The organism is Cytobacillus pseudoceanisediminis (assembly GCF_023516215.1).
In the GTDB taxonomy this organism is placed as follows: domain Bacteria; phylum Bacillota; class Bacilli; order Bacillales; family Cytobacillaceae; genus Cytobacillus; species Cytobacillus pseudoceanisediminis.
Genome location: NZ_CP097349.1, coordinates 3,236,792 through 3,253,471, shown reverse-complemented (window position 1 = coordinate 3,253,471; position 16,680 = coordinate 3,236,792). Strand labels below are relative to the sequence as shown.

Here is a 16,680-nt window from a genome sequence, read left to right as displayed (position 1 = left end):
AGAAAGTTTCTCTGCGCATTTTTTTATGGAAAGAGATTCCCATTCTCTCCTTCATCCGGCATAGCATTCCCAAACTCTTTTTTCCGGCTAGTTAGGAGGAGGACGAATAAAATGGTTAGGAGTTACTAGTTTGATGCCCAAGCTTACAACTAGCCTGTGAATATAATGAAATAATCATCATGAAATAACAAATAGAAGTTACAGAGGAGCTAATATGGAAGAAAAGAAAATTTACTATCATAAGGAAAAGGGCTGCTTAATAGCACCTAAAACAGGGTGGAAGCGAATGAAGGCAGCCTTTTGCATCCGTCTTATGTCTGCTGCTTCTCACCTGCTTGTGCCGCCAAAAGAACATTCATGCAATGGAGATGAACAGCTTCCCGGGAAAATAGGCAGCTACTCTAAGGGGCTTCCCCATAATTCTCTTGGAGAAGTTGTATCCGAGGCGTATGAACAGTATATGGAAGCTTTAAAGTCCGGAAATCCAGAAGATTTTGAATCGATCCCAATGGGTGGGAAGGTGAAGCTTTCAAATCCCCAGGCTTCCTATGTGTATGATTTAATAGGTCCTGATTGCCATCAATTGAATCTGTCCAAGCCTCCAGCTTTCAGCAGCGCCTTGGAGGCGGGAGAAATGGCAGAGTTATACTGGCAGGCGCTTACCAGGGATATTCCTTTCCGGGCTTATGAAAGTGATCCCCTGATTGCCGAGGCTGCTGGTGACCTATCAGGATTTTCTGATTTTCGGGGACCGAAAGATAACGGAAAGGTCACTCCTGAAACCTTGTTCCGCAGTGAGTTTCCAGGTAATCTTACAGGTCCCTATCTTTCACAGTTCCTCTGGAAGGACATTCCATTTGGTTCTGCAGTCATTCCCCAGAAATACCGCACCGCTTTGGCTGGGTCTGATTATATGACTTCTTATGAAGAATGGCTGGACATCCAAAATGGTTCATTACCCCGAGAATCGATAAAAGATCCGGTGCCCCGTTATATCCGCAACGGGCGTGACTTAGGTGAGTATGTACATTATGATTTTTCATTTCAATGTCCGTTATCGGCCTGCTTAATTTTGCTTAGTTATGGGCCTGAGGCTCTCGATCGGAACAACCCTTATCTTAAGTCGGCTACCCAGGGAGGTTTCATTACCTTCGGGGCTGCTCATATATTGGACATGGTCACAAAAGCAGGGAGGATGGCACTGGAAGCTTCCTGGTTCCAAAAGTTTCTCGTCCACCGCAGGCTCCGTCCAGAAGAATTTGGCGGGCGTGATCATAACCATATGAATGGAGCGGCTAAATACCCGATCCACTCAGAGCTTCTTGAATCTGAAGCCCTTTCTAAAGTATTCAGCAAATATGGCTCTTATCTTCTGCCTATGGCCTATCCGGAAGGATGCCCGACCCATCCTGCCTATCCTGCAGGTCATGCGTGCATAGCCGGTGCAGGGGTTACGATCCTTAAAGCATTTTTCAACGAATCTTTTGTGATTCCGGATCCGGTGGAAGCAAGTTTGGATGGACTCTCACTGCTTCCTTATCCGGGCAAACCTCTGACAGCAGGAGGGGAGCTTAATAAGCTTGGTGTGAATATTTCCCTGGGCAGAGACACAGCAGGTGTTCATTGGCGCTCTGATGGCATAGAAGGGCTAAAGCTTGGTGAAGCAGTGGCCATTGGGCTCCTGCGGGATTACAGCTCATCCTTTAATGAGCATTTTAACGGTTTTACGCTAACCAAATTTGACGGAAAAAAGTAACGATTATCTAAGCATTATATACACATGTGCGAGCCTCAGCGCCATGTGTTTTTTTGTGCAATAAGAAAGGGGATCTGGATAAAAATCCTGATCCTGGCATCTGCCATTCCGGCTCGTCATTTATTTGATGGGAGCGGAAATTCTCAGAAGCGTCTTGTAGAGCCCAATCCCTATTTATCAAGAGTGGGACAAGTTTTTTTCGAAAAAGTTCCTTTGACATTTTCCTGACACATTGGGCCTTTAAAGTATGACTTGTAAGGCAAACGAAAACTATTCAAATTCAAAATAGATAAGAAGGAAGTGTTTAATCATGACAGAGTTTAACGAAGAAAGCAGAACGGAAAATCGGGCGGCCAAAAAACCGGTCTGGAAAGGGTTCCTGTCAACCGTGGCGGCTGGTGTGCTGGGTTCGGCGCTTACGCTGACAGCCGTTCCTTATTTCCAGGAGGATACGCCGCAGGCAAGCGTTCCGGAAGAAACTGGACAAGCTGAAAGCTCATCCAATCTCGATGTGAAGCCAGTATCTTCTTCATCCAAATCCCTGGCGGATACAATTGAGCAGGCATCGAAAGCGATTGTTGGCGTTGTGAATATGCAGCAGCAAAACAATAATCCGTTCAGCCAGTCGAGTGAAGCTTCAGAAAGCGGTACGGGCTCGGGTGTAATTTTTAAAAAGACAGATGATGCGGCATACATTGTGACCAATAACCATGTGATTGAAAATGCGAGTGAGATTCAGGTGACATTGCATGATGGTGAGAAGGCAACGGCAGAATTGATTGGAACCGATGCGCTGACAGATATTGCGGTGCTGAAAATCAAAGGGGATGTAGACGCTCAAGCCATGACGTTTGGCGATTCTTCCAAGCTGAGAGCTGGTGATCAGGTGCTGGCGATCGGCAATCCGCTTGGCCTGGATTTATCCAGAACAGTGACTCAGGGAATCGTGAGTGCGGTCGACCGCTCGATTCAAGTCAGCACGTCTGCAGGGGAATGGAACTTAAATGTCATTCAGACAGATGCAGCGATCAACCCGGGCAACAGCGGCGGCGCATTGATGAATACATCCGGCCAGCTGGTCGGGATCAACAGCCTGAAGATCGCGGATAGCGGGGTGGAAGGCCTTGGATTTGCCATCCCAAGCAATGAAGTGAAAACACTGATTGATCAGCTGATTGAAAATGGACAAGTGGTCCGCCCGTATCTTGGTGTTGGCCTGGCGAGCTTTGAAGAAGTGCCGCCTCAATATTTAAGAAATCTCCCTGATGGCGTGACTAGCGGGGCAATAGTGGCGAATGTTGATCCGGATTCGGCCGCTGCCAAAGCCGGACTTAAGGTAGAGGATATTCTCGTCAGCATTGGCGGAAAGCAAATCACGAATTCCGGAGATTTGCGCAAGCATTTATACAGCGGTTTTTCGATTGGCGATAAGGTGAAAATCGAATTTTACCGCGGCGGCGAATTGAAAACGGCGGAAGTCACGCTGACAAGCAACCAGAAAGCGAATTAGGAGAGGGGAACAGGATGAAGAATAAGAAAGTTATCTATTGGATTTTAGGCAGTGTAGTAACGATCGGGGCAGCGGCAGCCATCTTTTTTACAATAAAGGAGGATGATGCTGCTGCGACCGTAAACGGGGAAGAAATCAGCAGGGATGAGCTGCATGAGCGTCTCGTTGCCCAGTATGGGCAGGAGCTTCTGGATTCGCTGATCACCGAGAAAGTGATTGATCAGGAAGCGAAGAAAGAAAATGTGAAAGTGACACAGGAAGAAATTGATGAGGAAAAGGCTGTATATGCGGAGTCATACGGCGGTGAGGATGCTTTAAAGCAGACGCTCGAATCAAGCGGCCTCTCAATGGCTGATTTTGAGGAGGATATCGAATCCTACCTGGCAACCAAGAAGCTGCTGGAACCAAGGATTGAGATTTCAGAAGAAGCTATGAAAACCTATTTTGACGAAAACAAAGAAAGTTTTGCCCAGGAGGAACAGGTATCAGCGAGCCATATTTTAGTAGAGGATGAGGAAACGGCAAAGGAAGTCATCGGAAAACTGAATGATGGCGGTGATTTTGCGAAGCTTGCGGCTGAATACTCGACCGATGAAAGCAACAAAGATGCTGGCGGGGACCTCGGCTTTTTCGGAAAGGGAGATATGGTCGAGGAATTTGAAGAGGTCGCCTTCTCGCTGGAACCGGGAAAAATCAGCGATCCTTTTAAAACCGAATATGGCTATCACGTAATCAAAGTGGCAGAAAAGCAGGAAGCCAAAGAAGCAGCCTATGAAGATGTGAAAGAAGAGGTTAAAAATACATTATTTGAAACAGAGATGCAAACAGAATATACGGCTTGGCTGGAAGAAAAATTTGAAGAATATGAGATTAAGAACTATTTAGAGGGCTGAGGGGAAACTTGAGATGAATTTTTTAAAACGAGCGTTTTTAAGCGTGAAGGCCAGAAAAGGGAAAAGCATTCTGCAGATCTTCGTATTTACCGTGATTTGTGTATTAGTGCTGGCAGGTTTATCGATCCAGACAGCTGCCGAAAAGTCGGGAGATCTCGCCCGCCAAAAGCTGGGGGCAGATGTCACCCTGCAGGCTGATATGGAAAAACTGAGAGAGCAGGCGATGTCCCGGCAGCAGAGCAGAGGGGAGCGGATGCGTTTCCAGTCAGTTCCTGTCCCGCTTGATGCCGCAGAGGAACTGGCTTCTTATGACCAGATTAAAGGCTATAATTTCTACTCATCCACCACTGGGCTGGCCTTCGGTTTTGATCCGATTGAAAGCGACTCGGCTGCCTCTGACACATCTGAGGAAAGCGGTGAAGGGCAGGAGCCTGGGAGAGGCATGCCGGGCGGAATGATGCAGGGGGATGTGAGCCTGCAGGGGGTTGCATTTACAGACGCGGTTGCGGAGTTTATGGATGGGACCTCATCGATGGTTGAAGGAACCGGGATCACAGAGGAGCATATCGGTAAAAATGTCACGCTGATTGAACAGACATTGGCGGAAGAAAACGAGCTGGGAGTTGGCGATAAGATTACCGTCATCAACCCGCGTGATGAAACGGCTGAAATGGAGCTTGAAGTGATCGGAATCTATCAGACAGCTTCTGCCGGATCTGATCAGGCAATGGATTTTACAGCACTGAATCCTTATAACAAGCTGTATGTTCCATACACTGCTGCTGCAGCACTAAAGGGGTCTGACTATGAAAATACAATCGATAGCGCCATCTACTACATAGAGGATCCTGCCGATATGCAGGACTTTATCGATCAGGCAAAAGCAGAGAGCAGCATCGATTTCGAAACGTTCAAGCTTGATGCCGATGACCAGCTTTATCAGCAGATGGTCGGCCCGATTGAGAATGTAGCCGGATTTTCGAAAAATATTGTGTACCTGGTATCCATTGCCGGAGCAGTCATATTGGGTCTGATCGTCATGATGTTAATCCGTGAGCGGAAGTATGAAATGGGCGTCCTGCTGGCGATCGGGGAAACAAGGTGGAAGCTTGCAGGCCAGTTTATGGCGGAAATTTTAGTAGTGGCTGTGTTATCGCTCGGCATTGCCACAGCAAGCGGCGATGTGGTGGCGGGCCAGCTTGGCGACCAGCTCCTGAATCAGGAATTGGCATCAGCAGAACAGACGAATGCACCGGAGTCCTTCAGAGGAAGGGGCATGGGCGGCTTCGGTCCGGGTATGATGCAGACTCAGGAAACAGTGGAGACGGTAGATGAAATGAATGTTCAGGTGACACGAGAAGATCTTGGCTTCCTTGCACTAATTGGCCTCTTGATTGCGGCATTGTCGGCACTATTGCCTTCGTTAACCGTATTGCGCCTTCAGCCAAAAGCCATTCTAAGCAAGCAGGATTAAAAGGAGATGGAAAAATGAGTTCATTGCTGGAATTCAAAAATATCAGCTACTGGTATAAACATGAAAATAAAAAACACGATATCTTGAATAATATTAATGTGAGTTTTGAAAAAGGGAATTTTTACAGCATAATCGGGCCGTCCGGATCCGGGAAAACGACATTCCTTGCTCTGGCCAGTGCCCTGGATGTTCCGAAGGACGGAGAAGTGCTGTACGAAGGAAAGGATATCCGGAAAATTGGGCTGACGAGATTCCGAAATAAGTTTGTCTCCATTGTCTTTCAATCTTATAATCTGCTTCCGTATATGACGGCTCTGCAGAATGTATTGACCGCAATGGAGATTACCGGATCCTCTGCGAAAAATAAAAAGGTGATTGCTGTGGAGATGCTGAAGCGGGTCGGGATTTCTGAAATCCAGGCCCGGCAAAAAGTGCTTACTTTAAGCGGCGGCCAGCAGCAGCGTGTGTCCATTGCCCGGGCTTTGTGCTGTGACGCCGAACTGATTGTCGCGGACGAGCCGACCGGCAACCTGGACGAAGACACGGCCCAGGAGATTGTCGGTCTTTTACGGGCACTGGCACATGAAGAAGGGAAATGCGTGATCGTCGTTACGCATGATCCCGACATTGCGAGAGATTCGGATGTGGTTGTGAAGCTTTCAAAAGGGAGTATTACGGTTACAGCGAATGACCCCGAGCTGGTTTCGAATTGAAAAAGGTGCCTTTTCCTGAGGGAGGAGGCACCTTTTTTAAATTTTAAAACAGACGGTGGAATGGGAAGTGGCGCATTAATGAGCAAAATTTGATTGTAAAATGGAAGAGGGGCACACAAATCATGACAAGTGGGACATGAGTCTTTAATCATACAGCCCGCCCGTATACATTCTGGTCAGATTCACAATCACGTCATCCATCTGATACTTTTCCTCATTCATCACCAGCTCCCACATGAACATCTCATTTGAATAAAACCAGCCTCTCGCGGTAAGGGCCGGATCGAGTTGCTTTTTGGCAAGCTTTTGCGCCTGTGCGTAGCGGATATCGACTGAAATCCGCTCGATGAAGCGTTCGCGGATTCCGTACCATTTTTCCTCTATCTCAGGTGAGACGCCGATTGCCTCTTTTACGACCTTCATCATGTCCCGCTCATCCAAAGCCAGCCGCAGGAACAGCCTGACCTGCTTCTTAATATTTTCATAGGCCTCTTCTTTGGCCTGCGGCTTAAAGGGCATCTCTGCCACTTCGTAAAATTGGTTCATGAGATCTTCCATTAAGGTAATGAAAAGCTCATCTTTATTCTTAAAATAGACGTACGCCGTGCCGTAGCCTGTATTTGCTTTTTTGATCACTTGGGAGATGGTTGCTTTTTGGAAGCCATTTTCGAGAAAAACTTCTTTTCCGGCCTCGAGAAGCTTATGGCGTGTTTTCAGGGCCTGCTGCTGCCTTGCCGGCAATTGATCGATCGGATTCTTCATTTATTTCATTCCTTCGTTCAGTTTCTGGCAACTATACTGACATTATATCATTGACATAGTGTCAATCAAACCATATAATTTTCGTAAATAATTAATATTCTGAAAGGTTGGAAATCTATGGATTTTACAAGAGAGTATGCAATCGGACTGGATGCTGGGAATGAGCTGTCCTACCGGGAAGAGTTTTATATAAAAGAAGACGGAATTTATCTGGATGGCAATTCACTTGGACTGCTTTCAAAGCGTGCGGAAAAGTCACTCCTTGACCTGCTGGATTCCTGGAAGCACCATGCTATTGATGGCTGGACAGAAGGGGACAATCCCTGGTTCTATTTATCTGAAAAACTAGGAAAAGAATTGGCGCCAATCGTGGGAGCACATCCGGAGGAAGTTATTGTAAGCGGTTCCACAACCGTTAATCTGCATCAGCTTGTCTCGACTTTTTATAAGCCGCAAGGAAAAAGAACGAAGATACTGGCGGATGAATTGAATTTTCCGAGCGATATTTATGCGCTGCAAAGCCAGGTAAAGCTGAAGGGCTATGATCCTGATGAGCATCTTGTCCAGGTAAAAAGCGCGGATGGCCATACGCTGAAGGAAGAAGACATTGTCGCTGAGATGACAGATGAAATCGCGCTGATTGTCCTGCCGGGTGTTTTATACCGAAGCGGCCAGGTGCTGGATATGGAGTATCTGACTGCAGAAGCACATAAGCGCGGGATTGAGATTGGCTTTGACCTATGCCATTCGGTTGGATCTGTCCCGCATTCCCTAAGTGATTGGGATGTGGATTTCGCGTTCTGGTGCAACTATAAGCATCTGAATGGCGGACCTGGCTCGACGGGCGGATTGTTTGTGAACAAGCGCCATTTTGGCCAAGTGCCGGGACTTGCCGGCTGGTTCAGCTCCCGCAAGGATAAGCAGTTTGATATGGAACATGTGCTGACTGCTGCTGAAGATGCAGGCGCATATCAGATTGGAACTCCGAATATCTTTAGCATGGCGCCAATTATTGGATCACTCAGCATGTTTAATGAAGCTGGCATGGAAAGAATCCGCGAAAAATCACTTAAACTGACTGGCTATATGATTAAGCTGATTCAGCATGAGCTTGACGGACACGGATTTATCCTGCGCAACCCGCTTGATGAAAAGAGGCGCGGCGGCCATATTTATCTGGAGCACCCGGAAGCAGCAAGGATCTGCAAGGCGCTGAAGGCAGAGGGAGTTATCCCGGATTTCCGTGCCCCGAACGGAATCCGTCTGGCTCCGGTAGCGCTGTACAATACGTTTGAAGATGTCTGGAAAACAGTTCAGATCCTTAAAGGTATTATGGATCAAGAAAAATACAAGCAATTCGAAAATAAGCGGGGAGTCGTAGCATGATGAAAAAGGGATGGATCGATATTTCACAGCCGCTGACTAATGCCATTGCCCACTGGCCCGGAGATACGCCATTCAGCTATGAAACAGCTTTTACAAAAGAACAAACCGGCTCTGTCAATATTGGCAGGATTACGACCAGCCTGCATACCGGCACCCATGTCGATGCACCGTTCCATTTTAATGACGAAGGCGAAAAGATCTTGGACCTGGATATCGAGCTGTATATCGGGCCGGCGTGTGTGATAGATGTATCAGCCTATGAAACGGTGGATTCGGAAGTTCTGAAAGGATTTGATCTCGAAGGTGTGGAACGTGTTCTGCTCAGGACCTCGGTTCCGAATCATTCGGAAGTGTTTCCGAATCAGATCCCTGAACTGACCGAGGATATGGCAGACTACCTCGGCAGTAAAGGGGTGCGCCTGCTCGGAGTGGATGTGCCATCCGTCGATGCGCTCGACAGCAAAGAGATGGAAACACACCATGCTTTATATCGAAATGGCATTCATATTCTGGAAAATATCATGCTGGATGAGATAGAAGAAGGAAATTACGAGCTAATTGCCTTGCCGCTCCCAATAAAAGACGGAGATGGCAGCCCGGTGCGGGCGGTTATTCGGCCAATTTAAGCGGGGGAACGGCCAAAACCTCGAATTTATCGGCCAAACGCTAAACTTCTGCCTTGCTGGAAGTGCAGCAGCCAGCAGAAATAGCCTTTACCGGCCAATTTGAAGGAAATACCGGCCAAAAACGTACAATCACCGGCCAATTTCGATAAAATACCGGCCAAAATGCGGGTTTACCGGCCAAATGAAGTCCGGCTGCAATCCGCATCAGATATATCGGTCACTTTCCCAATATATCGGTCAGTCGCTGAAATAACAGGCACGGCCCGAATCGGGAACTACAAGAACAAATCTCAAGGAGGACATAACATGAAAGAAACACACCAGGACGTAAACGCGACAACCTCTGAAAAGAGCATCCATACAGATTTCACCAACAACATGACATACGGTGAATACCTGCAGCTCGACAAAATCCTATCCGCGCAAAACAGGCTTTCCGGACATCATGATGAGATGCTGTTTATCGTCATCCACCAGGTGAGCGAGCTGTGGATGAAGCTGATTCTTCATGAAATGGGTGCAGCCATTGAATCGATTGAAAACAATGATTTATCCACAGCACAGAAGCGATTGGCGCGCGTTTCGAAGACACAATCGCAGATTATTCAGGCATGGGATGTGCTGTCCACATTGACGCCATCCGAGTATATGGAGTTCCGCGATTCACTTGGCCAGGCATCTGGCTTCCAATCCTACCAGTATCGTATGGTAGAATTTGCGTTAGGCTATAAAACCGAGCATGTTCTGAAAATCTATCAAAAAGACCCGGATCTGCATGCAAAGTTAACGGAAGCGTTCGAAAAGCCGGGCCTATACGATGTAGCCATCCGCGCGCTTCATAAAGCAGGCCTGCCAGTTGATGAAGACATTCTGAACAGAGACGTAACCAGAACATATAAAGAAAATGATTCGGTCCGCGCAGCCTGGATGACGGTGTATAAAAATCCTGAAAAGTACTGGGAGTTATACGAGCTTGCGGAAAAACTTGTGGATATCGAAGATTGGCTTCAGCAGTGGCGCTTCCGCCATATGAAAACGGTGGAAAGAATCATCGGCTTCAAGATGGGAACAGGCGGTTCATCCGGTGTCGGTTATTTGAAAAAAGTATTGGATCAGCGCTTCTTCCCTGAACTTTGGGATATCCGCACAGAGTTATAATCTAGGATTTAAAGGGGAATCGGGGCCCGAAAGTCTTCCTGAATCGGGCCTTGCATAAAAATAGAGAACAGGGGGTACTATGAGTACAAATCGAGAGCAATGGTCTTCTAAATTCGGCTTTATCATGTCCTCGGCCGGTGCCGCGATTGGCCTGGGAGCGATCTGGAAGTTCCCGTATGTAGCCGGAACGAGCGGAGGAGGCGCCTTTTTGCTGATGTTTATCGCGTTTACGATTTTGATTGGTCTTCCGATGCTCATTTCAGAGTTTATTATCGGACGCGGGGCACAGAAAGAAGCAGTGTCTGCCTATTATAAATTGGCTCCAAACAGTCCGTGGACCATTACCGGCAAGCTTGGCGTTGTCGGCTGCTTCCTGCTGCTGAGTTTTTATTCGGTTGTTGGGGGCTGGGTGCTGATTTATACAGTCCTGTCGATTGGCGGCCAAATCATTACGCCGGGCGCAGCCTATCCGGAACTGTTTGGCATGATTACATCCACGCCAAGCTGGACTCTAATGGGGCTGGCAGCTTTTCTGCTTATTAACATTGTGGTCATCACATTCGGAATCCAAAATGGGATTGAAGCTGCAAGCAAATATATGATGCCGCTATTATTCATCTTTTTTATCGTGCTTGTGGTACGCGCACTGACACTGGATGGTGCGATGGAAGGAGTCAAGTTCTTCCTGAACCCGGACTTCAGCAAAATCACTGGGGAATCGGCTCTTTATGCATTGGGACAGTCGTTCTTTGCACTGGCAGTCGGCTTCTCATGCATGGTCACTTACAGTTCGTATCTGGATAAAAAAGTAAGCATCCCAAATTCAGCGGGCTCTGTTGTCATCATGAACATTATTATCTCTGTTTTGGCAGGATTGGCGATTTTCCCGGTTGTGTTTGCATTCGGTTTTGAACCGGCGGAAGGCCCGGGGCTTCTTTTCATGGTCCTGCCGGCCGTCTTTTCACAGATCCCATTAGGGGAAATGTTTCTGGCAATCTTTCTGCTGCTTTTCTTATTTGCCACTTTGACATCATCGTTCAGCATGCTGGAAATCATCGTCTCTGCATTCATCGAGAACGGAAAGCATTCCCGGAAAAAATCTCCTGGATCTCCGGCATTGTCATGTTCGCCGCCGGGATTCCTGCTGCGCTGTCGTTCAGCCTGCTTGGGGACTTCACCATTTTCGGGAAAAATATATTTGATGCAACCGACTACCTTGTCAGCAACATCCTTCTTCCTCTCGGCTGCCTGCTGATTGCCCTCTTTATTTCTTTAAGAATGGACAAACAGCTAGTAAAAGAGGAATTTCTGCTCGGCAGCGATATTTCTCCAGCCATGTACACAGCGTGGAACATCCTTATGAAAGTATTGGTCCCTGCTACTATTGTTGTTGTGTTTATCAGCACATCCGGAATTTTTTAAAAAGAAGCGCCAAGTCCTGGCGCTTTTTTTCAGTAATTTTAAAAAAATCAAATTAAAGGTTTATGGGCAAATTAGAAAGGGTATTAAAATTTTGGGGTCTGATAAAAGGGTGCTATTATCTTCCATATTAAGTTCAAGAAGGATTTTCCATGATTAAAACGAAAGTGTATAGTATATAAAACAAAGGGGCGTATGCTTAAAATGGAAGCAACTTACAAAGAAACTAAGGATATAGCAGAATTTATTGTTGTGAATCGTGAGAATTTTCAAGCGAAATTACTGTCCGAGGCTGTAAATGTTGCCTCTAAAATCAATGAAATTCTGCAAAGAGGCAATATCGATCTTTTAAAAAATGCCGAGAGGCTGGCTTTATATGTTGTCGAAAATGAAGAAGAAGAGCTGATTGCCTTTGCCAGGCAGGAAGGTGTTGCCTGGGCCGAGCATTCCCTGACACTTTCATTTAAGCTGGAATGGGTACAGGCGATCCGGCGTACTTTGTGGCACTTCTTATTCCAATACGACAAAATTAAAGGGAGGAATAGAGTAGGAGAGGACTTTTATAATCTGGAAAAGAATGTAAATGACCATGTTGACCAATTTTTAAATAACTTCTTCATCAGCTACTCTGATTATAAAGATGAGATGCTTAAATCACAGCGCAAACTGGTTGAGCATTTGTCAGTGCCGATTATCCCAGTCAGCACTTCTGTTGCTGTTCTGCCGCTGATTGGCATGATTGATTCCTACCGGATTCAGACGATTGAAGAGAAAGTTCTGATGGATATCTCATCCATTAAAATCCAGACCTTAATCATGGATCTCTCCGGAATTGCCGATATGGAAATTGATGTCATTGTACACTTCAAAAAGATCCTCAGCGGCATCAAAATGATGGGATGCGAGGCGGTTCTTACAGGCCTTCGTGCTGAACTTGTCCGAAAAATGATCCATGCCGGCGTTTCATTCGAAAATCAGGCGGAAACAAAGGGAACATTGCAGCAGACTTTAAAAGAATATCTAGGGAATGAATCGAAATAAATACAACATATCACAATGCCTGGTGCTGTCCAATTGGGATGGCGGCAGGCATTTTTTAGCGGAGGAATCCAGCATGAAAAATTTTGATGAAATAATCAACATCCATACAAGCGGTGACCAAATAGGATTCCATAAATCTTTCCACTACCACCGCTACGAGCCAACTCCATATCAAGGCCTGGAAAAACTGTTCAGTGAATACGGGTTAAGAAGCAGCGACCGCCTGGTGGATTTCGGCTGCGGCAAAGGCAGGCTGCCTTTTTATATTCACCATACATTTCGGGCATCTGCTGCCGGCGTGGAGATGAGTGAGGACTTTTACCGTGAGGCACTGGAAAACCTGCGGACTTACAAAGGAGAAAAAGCCAGAATCAGCTTTCAGTGCATCCTGGCTCAGGAGTATGAAATAACACCGCAGGACAGCCACTTTTACTTTTTCAATCCGTTTTCGGTGAAGATCTTTATGAAAGTCGTCAACAGCATCCTGCTCTCAGCCGAAGAGAACCCGCGCAAAATGGACATCATCTTATACTACCCTTCAGAAGATTATATTTTTTATCTGGAAAACAGCACCCCGTTTGAGCTGATAAAAGAGGTGGTCCTCGAGGGCGATGAAAATGAGCGTTTTTTGGTCTATCGGTTTAATCAAACGTTTGATTGAACCCCCCAGCCATATTGGAGGGGGAATTTCTTTTATCGAACAGGCCTTGATTCCGGTTCTCTTTCATATTCACGGCTCGGTTTAAAGAGGAGTCCCAGATTGATCAATCCGGCAATTCCCACTAAACCATAGATTATTCTTGATAAAACTGCATCCTGTCCTCCGAATAAGCTGGCAACTAAATCAAATTGGAAAAACCCAATCAGCCCCCAATTGATGGCTCCAATAATCGTCAGTACAAGTGCAATGCGCTGGAAACCGTTCATGTTCATAGCCTCCTCGTGTAAAAAAATTTTCCAGGGTGCTGCATCGGGACAAACCGTCACAGCTTTAGTCCCGATGCTTTTCCTGCTGTCTATTAGGAGATTACCCGGATATTGAGGGGACAAACAATTTTCAGAGAGTTAGAGATGAAAGAATATGAAAAGGGTGCCCCATCCAGGGCACCCTTTTCATATGTCTAACACAAGCAGCCTCCCCCTCGAGTGTCGGGGTGGACAAGGCGCGTGCGCTTTTCTGCTTACTTCGCACTCAAACGTCTGATACGCTCATCCAAATCCGGATGCGTCGAGAACAGTGAAGCTTTGCTTCTGTTATTAATTTTCAAAGTGGAGATCGCTGTCTGCTCTTCACCCTTGATGCGGCTGGAGTAGGCCTTCAGCATCTGCAGGGCATGTGTCATTTTGTCTTTGCCGGCAAGGTCAGCACCCCCGCGGTCCGCATGGAACTCACGGTGGCGGGAGTAGGCGAAGACCACAAGGCTTCCAAGGATTGAAAAGGCGATTTGGAACACGATTACAGCTATAAAGTGTACAATCGGCGCCATTTCTTCTCTGACAAAACGGGATGCCACCCAGGCTGCGATTCGAGCAAGGAAGACAACGAATGTGTTGACAACCCCTGGAGAAGGGTCATGGTGACCATGTCTCCGTTCGCGATGTGTGCGACCTCATGGGCGATGACACCTTCAATGGCATCGTCATCCATTTCCTGGAGCAATCCAGTTGAAACCGCCACAAGAGAGCGTTTTTTCGTAGGACCTGTTGCAAAAGCGTTCACTTCAGGGGAATGGTAGATTCCCACTTCAGGCATATGTGTTAAGCCTGCTGCTCTTGATAGGCGATGAACTTTTTCCACGATGTCGCGTTCAGCTGCTGAAAGGGAACTATTCGGATCCAGCACCTGAACATTCATCATTCTCTTGGCCATCCAGCGGGACATCCACAGGGAAATGAAGGAGCCAGTGAAACCAATTACGGCACTGACCACAAGCAATGCGCCGAAATCAATGCCGCCCTGGGCATTGATGTAATTACCTCCGCCAATCAGCGAGAAAATAATACTGATGGTCAATAGAACCAGCACGTTCGTCAATAAAAAGTAAAAAATACGTTTACCCATTTCCTCACCCTTTAATCTATTTTGAGTTCATATGAACTTGTCATCTGACTATATAATACAATTTTTCGATTAAAATGACAAGTAAAAACTAGGCGGTAAGGAAATAGACGTTGACTGTTATCATGTAAACCATTAGGATGAAAGCATCGAAAAGAGAACGCAGGGGCTGATTATCTTGGAATTATTCCAGCTATCGAGGAAAAGCATGGCTGATTTCCTTCTGTCGCTGAAGGGGGAAGGGGGCATTCACCCAAACAAATTCTCCAGCAGGCATGGGGGGCCGCTCATGAAAAGAAAGGAATATCAACGGAAGCTTTTCTGGATACCAAAATGCCGGCTATATTTGAAAAGTTGCTGCGGGCAGATTTGCAGAAAATCGGCTTTTCCATCAATGAAATTGTCGCACTGGGAAACCAGATTGAATTTACCCATCTATCTTCGACTGCTGTGCAAAACTGGGTGAAGCGGGATGTTAAGGACCTGATAGGCAGTCCGCAGCTCGGCAAGAAATATTCGGCCGACCAGGCTGCCATGCTTTTTATCGTGGAGGATCTGAAAGCGACGCTTGATTTCGATTCGATCCGAAAAATTCTTGCCCTCCTTTTTAATGATCTGGATGACCGCACAGACGACCTGATTGGGCCGATCCCTTTTTATTCTGCTTACGCGGCCATTTTTGAAAAAGTCCATCAGCACAATGGTGCCGAAAAAAGCATATACGATCAGACAGAACAGTGCATCAAAAGAAGCATTGAAAACAATGGAGAGTTTCCAGGATTTTACTGAAAACCAGAAAGACATCGTTTCCAATATTCTTGTAACGGCTTCACTGACAGTTTTATCGGCCTACTACAAGTCGCTGACAAAGAAATATGTAACAGCTACCTTATTTTTAAATGGGTAAGCCAAGAAAACATCGCAACTAGAGGGCGATGTTTTTTTGTGCTCTTGTTTTATAAAGTGATATTGATGATCATTATTGATAGAAAGAACAGGAGTGTTAGAAATAAATACTGATTGCTTTGCGTTAGAAGACCTCATATTCAGGCTGAGAAAAATAGAAATATAAAAGAAGAAATGCAGTGGCAGCTGGAGGATCAGTTTACCAATCAGCATATATTGCTCGCCGTTGTGAACGGAGCGGGAGATTTAACGATCGAAAAGGACCGCTTCCGGTTTAAGGAGAATAAGGGATATTGGATTCCCCGCCGGAGTTCACTTTTGAAATCACAGAAGATTCTCCGGAAGCCATGGCCAAGGAGCGGGGGAGCGGGAAATTCCTGCAATTTATTGAACAGGAACTGAAGCCGAAGGTGAATGAAATGTTTGAGGCTGATCCTGCGAGGCACATCTTCTTTGGCCATTCCTTAGGGTGACTGTTTGGTCTGTATGCGCTTTTTACAAAGCCGGAAGCTTTTCATAGCTATATGATTAGCAGCCCAACCATTTGGTGGAATCAGCAATGTATTTTGGAGCTGGAACCGAATTCATAGACCGATTGAGAGATGGCAATCTTAAAATCTATTTTTCAGCCGGAGCTCAGGAAAAACGATTCATGGTGGAGGATGTAAAGGAATTGGCAGAGCGCTTAACCCTCTTGAAGGATTCACGGCTTGATATTATGCTGGATATCGCCGAGGGGGAAAAAACCATATCTCTGTAGTGCCTGCCGCTTTAAGCAGGTCTTTGAGATTTGTGTTAAAACCATAAAAGTACAAGTACCTTAACGGTTGTTGCTTTTGAGGTTTTTTATATTTAAATGGAGAATAGATGCGGTTCAAATTCTATCAAAAATAAAATATATGATAAAAATGAATTGAAAAACGAGCTGAACTGTTTTATTCTTATTGATAATGATAATCATTTACACTTGATGTTGA

14 protein-coding genes and 3 pseudogenes are annotated in these 16,680 nt (G+C 46.2%); 14 read left to right on the top strand and 3 right to left on the bottom strand.

The genetic code is table 11. The annotated features are described in order from the left end of the window. Nucleotides 1–214: 214 nt before the first annotated feature. The 5 genes from M5V91_RS17425 (at nucleotide 215) to M5V91_RS17405 (ending at nucleotide 6,346) form a co-directional block, all read left to right on the top strand. Nucleotides 215–1,756, top strand: a complete 1,542-nt coding sequence (locus tag M5V91_RS17425; RefSeq protein ID WP_284521381.1) for a vanadium-dependent haloperoxidase — start codon at nucleotides 215–217, stop codon at nucleotides 1,754–1,756. A 310-nt stretch (nucleotides 1,757–2,066) separates the two neighbouring features. Continuing rightward, nucleotides 2,067–3,266 (top strand): S1C family serine protease, encoded by a 1,200-nt coding sequence (locus M5V91_RS17420; RefSeq protein ID WP_019379378.1) that lies wholly within the window; start codon nucleotides 2,067–2,069, stop codon nucleotides 3,264–3,266. A 14-nt stretch (nucleotides 3,267–3,280) separates the two neighbouring features. Beyond that, the gene (locus tag M5V91_RS17415) at nucleotides 3,281–4,159 is read left to right on the top strand and encodes a peptidylprolyl isomerase (RefSeq protein WP_251174037.1); all 879 of its coding nucleotides are present in this window, start codon (nucleotides 3,281–3,283) and stop codon (nucleotides 4,157–4,159) included. Nucleotides 4,160–4,172: 13 nt separating this feature from the next. Next, nucleotides 4,173–5,633, top strand: a complete 1,461-nt coding sequence (locus tag M5V91_RS17410) for an ABC transporter permease (RefSeq protein ID WP_251174036.1) — start codon at nucleotides 4,173–4,175, stop codon at nucleotides 5,631–5,633. Nucleotides 5,634–5,647: 14 nt separating this feature from the next. Beyond that, the gene (locus M5V91_RS17405; protein ID WP_019379376.1) at nucleotides 5,648–6,346 is read left to right on the top strand and encodes an ABC transporter ATP-binding protein; all 699 of its coding nucleotides are present in this window, start codon (nucleotides 5,648–5,650) and stop codon (nucleotides 6,344–6,346) included. A gap of 144 nt (nucleotides 6,347–6,490) precedes the next feature. Here the strand turns inward: M5V91_RS17405 and M5V91_RS17400 are convergent, their stop codons facing one another. Beyond that, entirely contained in the window at nucleotides 6,491–7,108 is a 618-nt protein-coding gene (locus M5V91_RS17400; protein ID WP_019379375.1) for a TetR/AcrR family transcriptional regulator, read from the bottom strand. 117 nt (nucleotides 7,109–7,225) lie between these two features. On the opposite strand from M5V91_RS17400, the gene kynU reads away from it, so the two are divergent. From kynU to M5V91_RS17370, 6 genes and pseudogenes are all read left to right on the top strand, one after another. After that, nucleotides 7,226–8,494, top strand: a complete 1,269-nt coding sequence (kynU, locus tag M5V91_RS17395; RefSeq protein ID WP_019379374.1) for a kynureninase — start codon at nucleotides 7,226–7,228, stop codon at nucleotides 8,492–8,494. Beyond that, nucleotides 8,491–9,120, top strand: a complete 630-nt coding sequence (kynB, locus tag M5V91_RS17390) for an arylformamidase (RefSeq protein ID WP_019379373.1) — start codon at nucleotides 8,491–8,493, stop codon at nucleotides 9,118–9,120. The genes kynU and kynB overlap by 4 nt, the downstream gene beginning before the upstream one ends. Before the next feature lie 306 nt (nucleotides 9,121–9,426). Next, entirely contained in the window at nucleotides 9,427–10,278 is an 852-nt protein-coding gene (gene kynA / locus M5V91_RS17385; protein WP_019379372.1) for a tryptophan 2,3-dioxygenase, read from the top strand. Between the two features lie 79 nt (nucleotides 10,279–10,357). Then, nucleotides 10,358–11,700: pseudogene (locus M5V91_RS17380) on the top strand (sodium-dependent transporter). Between the two features lie 201 nt (nucleotides 11,701–11,901). After that, nucleotides 11,902–12,738, top strand: a complete 837-nt coding sequence (locus tag M5V91_RS17375; RefSeq protein ID WP_009335115.1) for an STAS domain-containing protein — start codon at nucleotides 11,902–11,904, stop codon at nucleotides 12,736–12,738. Nucleotides 12,739–12,811: 73 nt separating this feature from the next. Next, a complete protein-coding gene (locus M5V91_RS17370; RefSeq protein WP_251174035.1) occupies nucleotides 12,812–13,399 on the top strand; it encodes a class I SAM-dependent methyltransferase in 588 nt (195 codons plus the stop codon). Nucleotides 13,400–13,431: 32 nt separating this feature from the next. On the opposite strand, the gene M5V91_RS17365 is transcribed toward M5V91_RS17370, so the two are convergent. Together M5V91_RS17365 and htpX are read right to left on the bottom strand one after the other, a co-directional pair. Then, nucleotides 13,432–13,665, bottom strand: a complete 234-nt coding sequence (locus M5V91_RS17365) for a DUF378 domain-containing protein (protein ID WP_009335113.1) — start codon at nucleotides 13,663–13,665, stop codon at nucleotides 13,432–13,434. Nucleotides 13,666–13,919: 254 nt separating this feature from the next. After that, nucleotides 13,920–14,800: pseudogene (gene htpX / locus M5V91_RS17360) on the bottom strand (protease HtpX). A gap of 175 nt (nucleotides 14,801–14,975) precedes the next feature. On the opposite strand from htpX, the pseudogene M5V91_RS17355 reads away from it, so the two are divergent. The 3 genes and pseudogenes from M5V91_RS17355 (at nucleotide 14,976) to M5V91_RS17345 (ending at nucleotide 16,463) form a co-directional block, all read left to right on the top strand. Then, nucleotides 14,976–15,704, top strand: a pseudogene (locus tag M5V91_RS17355) (DUF1836 domain-containing protein). Between the two features lie 292 nt (nucleotides 15,705–15,996). Next, nucleotides 15,997–16,176, top strand: coding sequence for an alpha/beta hydrolase (locus M5V91_RS17350; protein ID WP_019379368.1), 180 nt, complete (start codon nucleotides 15,997–15,999; stop codon nucleotides 16,174–16,176). Nucleotides 16,177–16,247: 71 nt separating this feature from the next. Then, on the top strand, nucleotides 16,248–16,463 hold the full coding sequence (locus M5V91_RS17345) for a hypothetical protein (RefSeq protein WP_284521380.1): 216 nt from the start codon (nucleotides 16,248–16,250) through the stop codon (nucleotides 16,461–16,463). The last annotated feature ends 217 nt before the right edge of the window (nucleotides 16,464–16,680 follow it).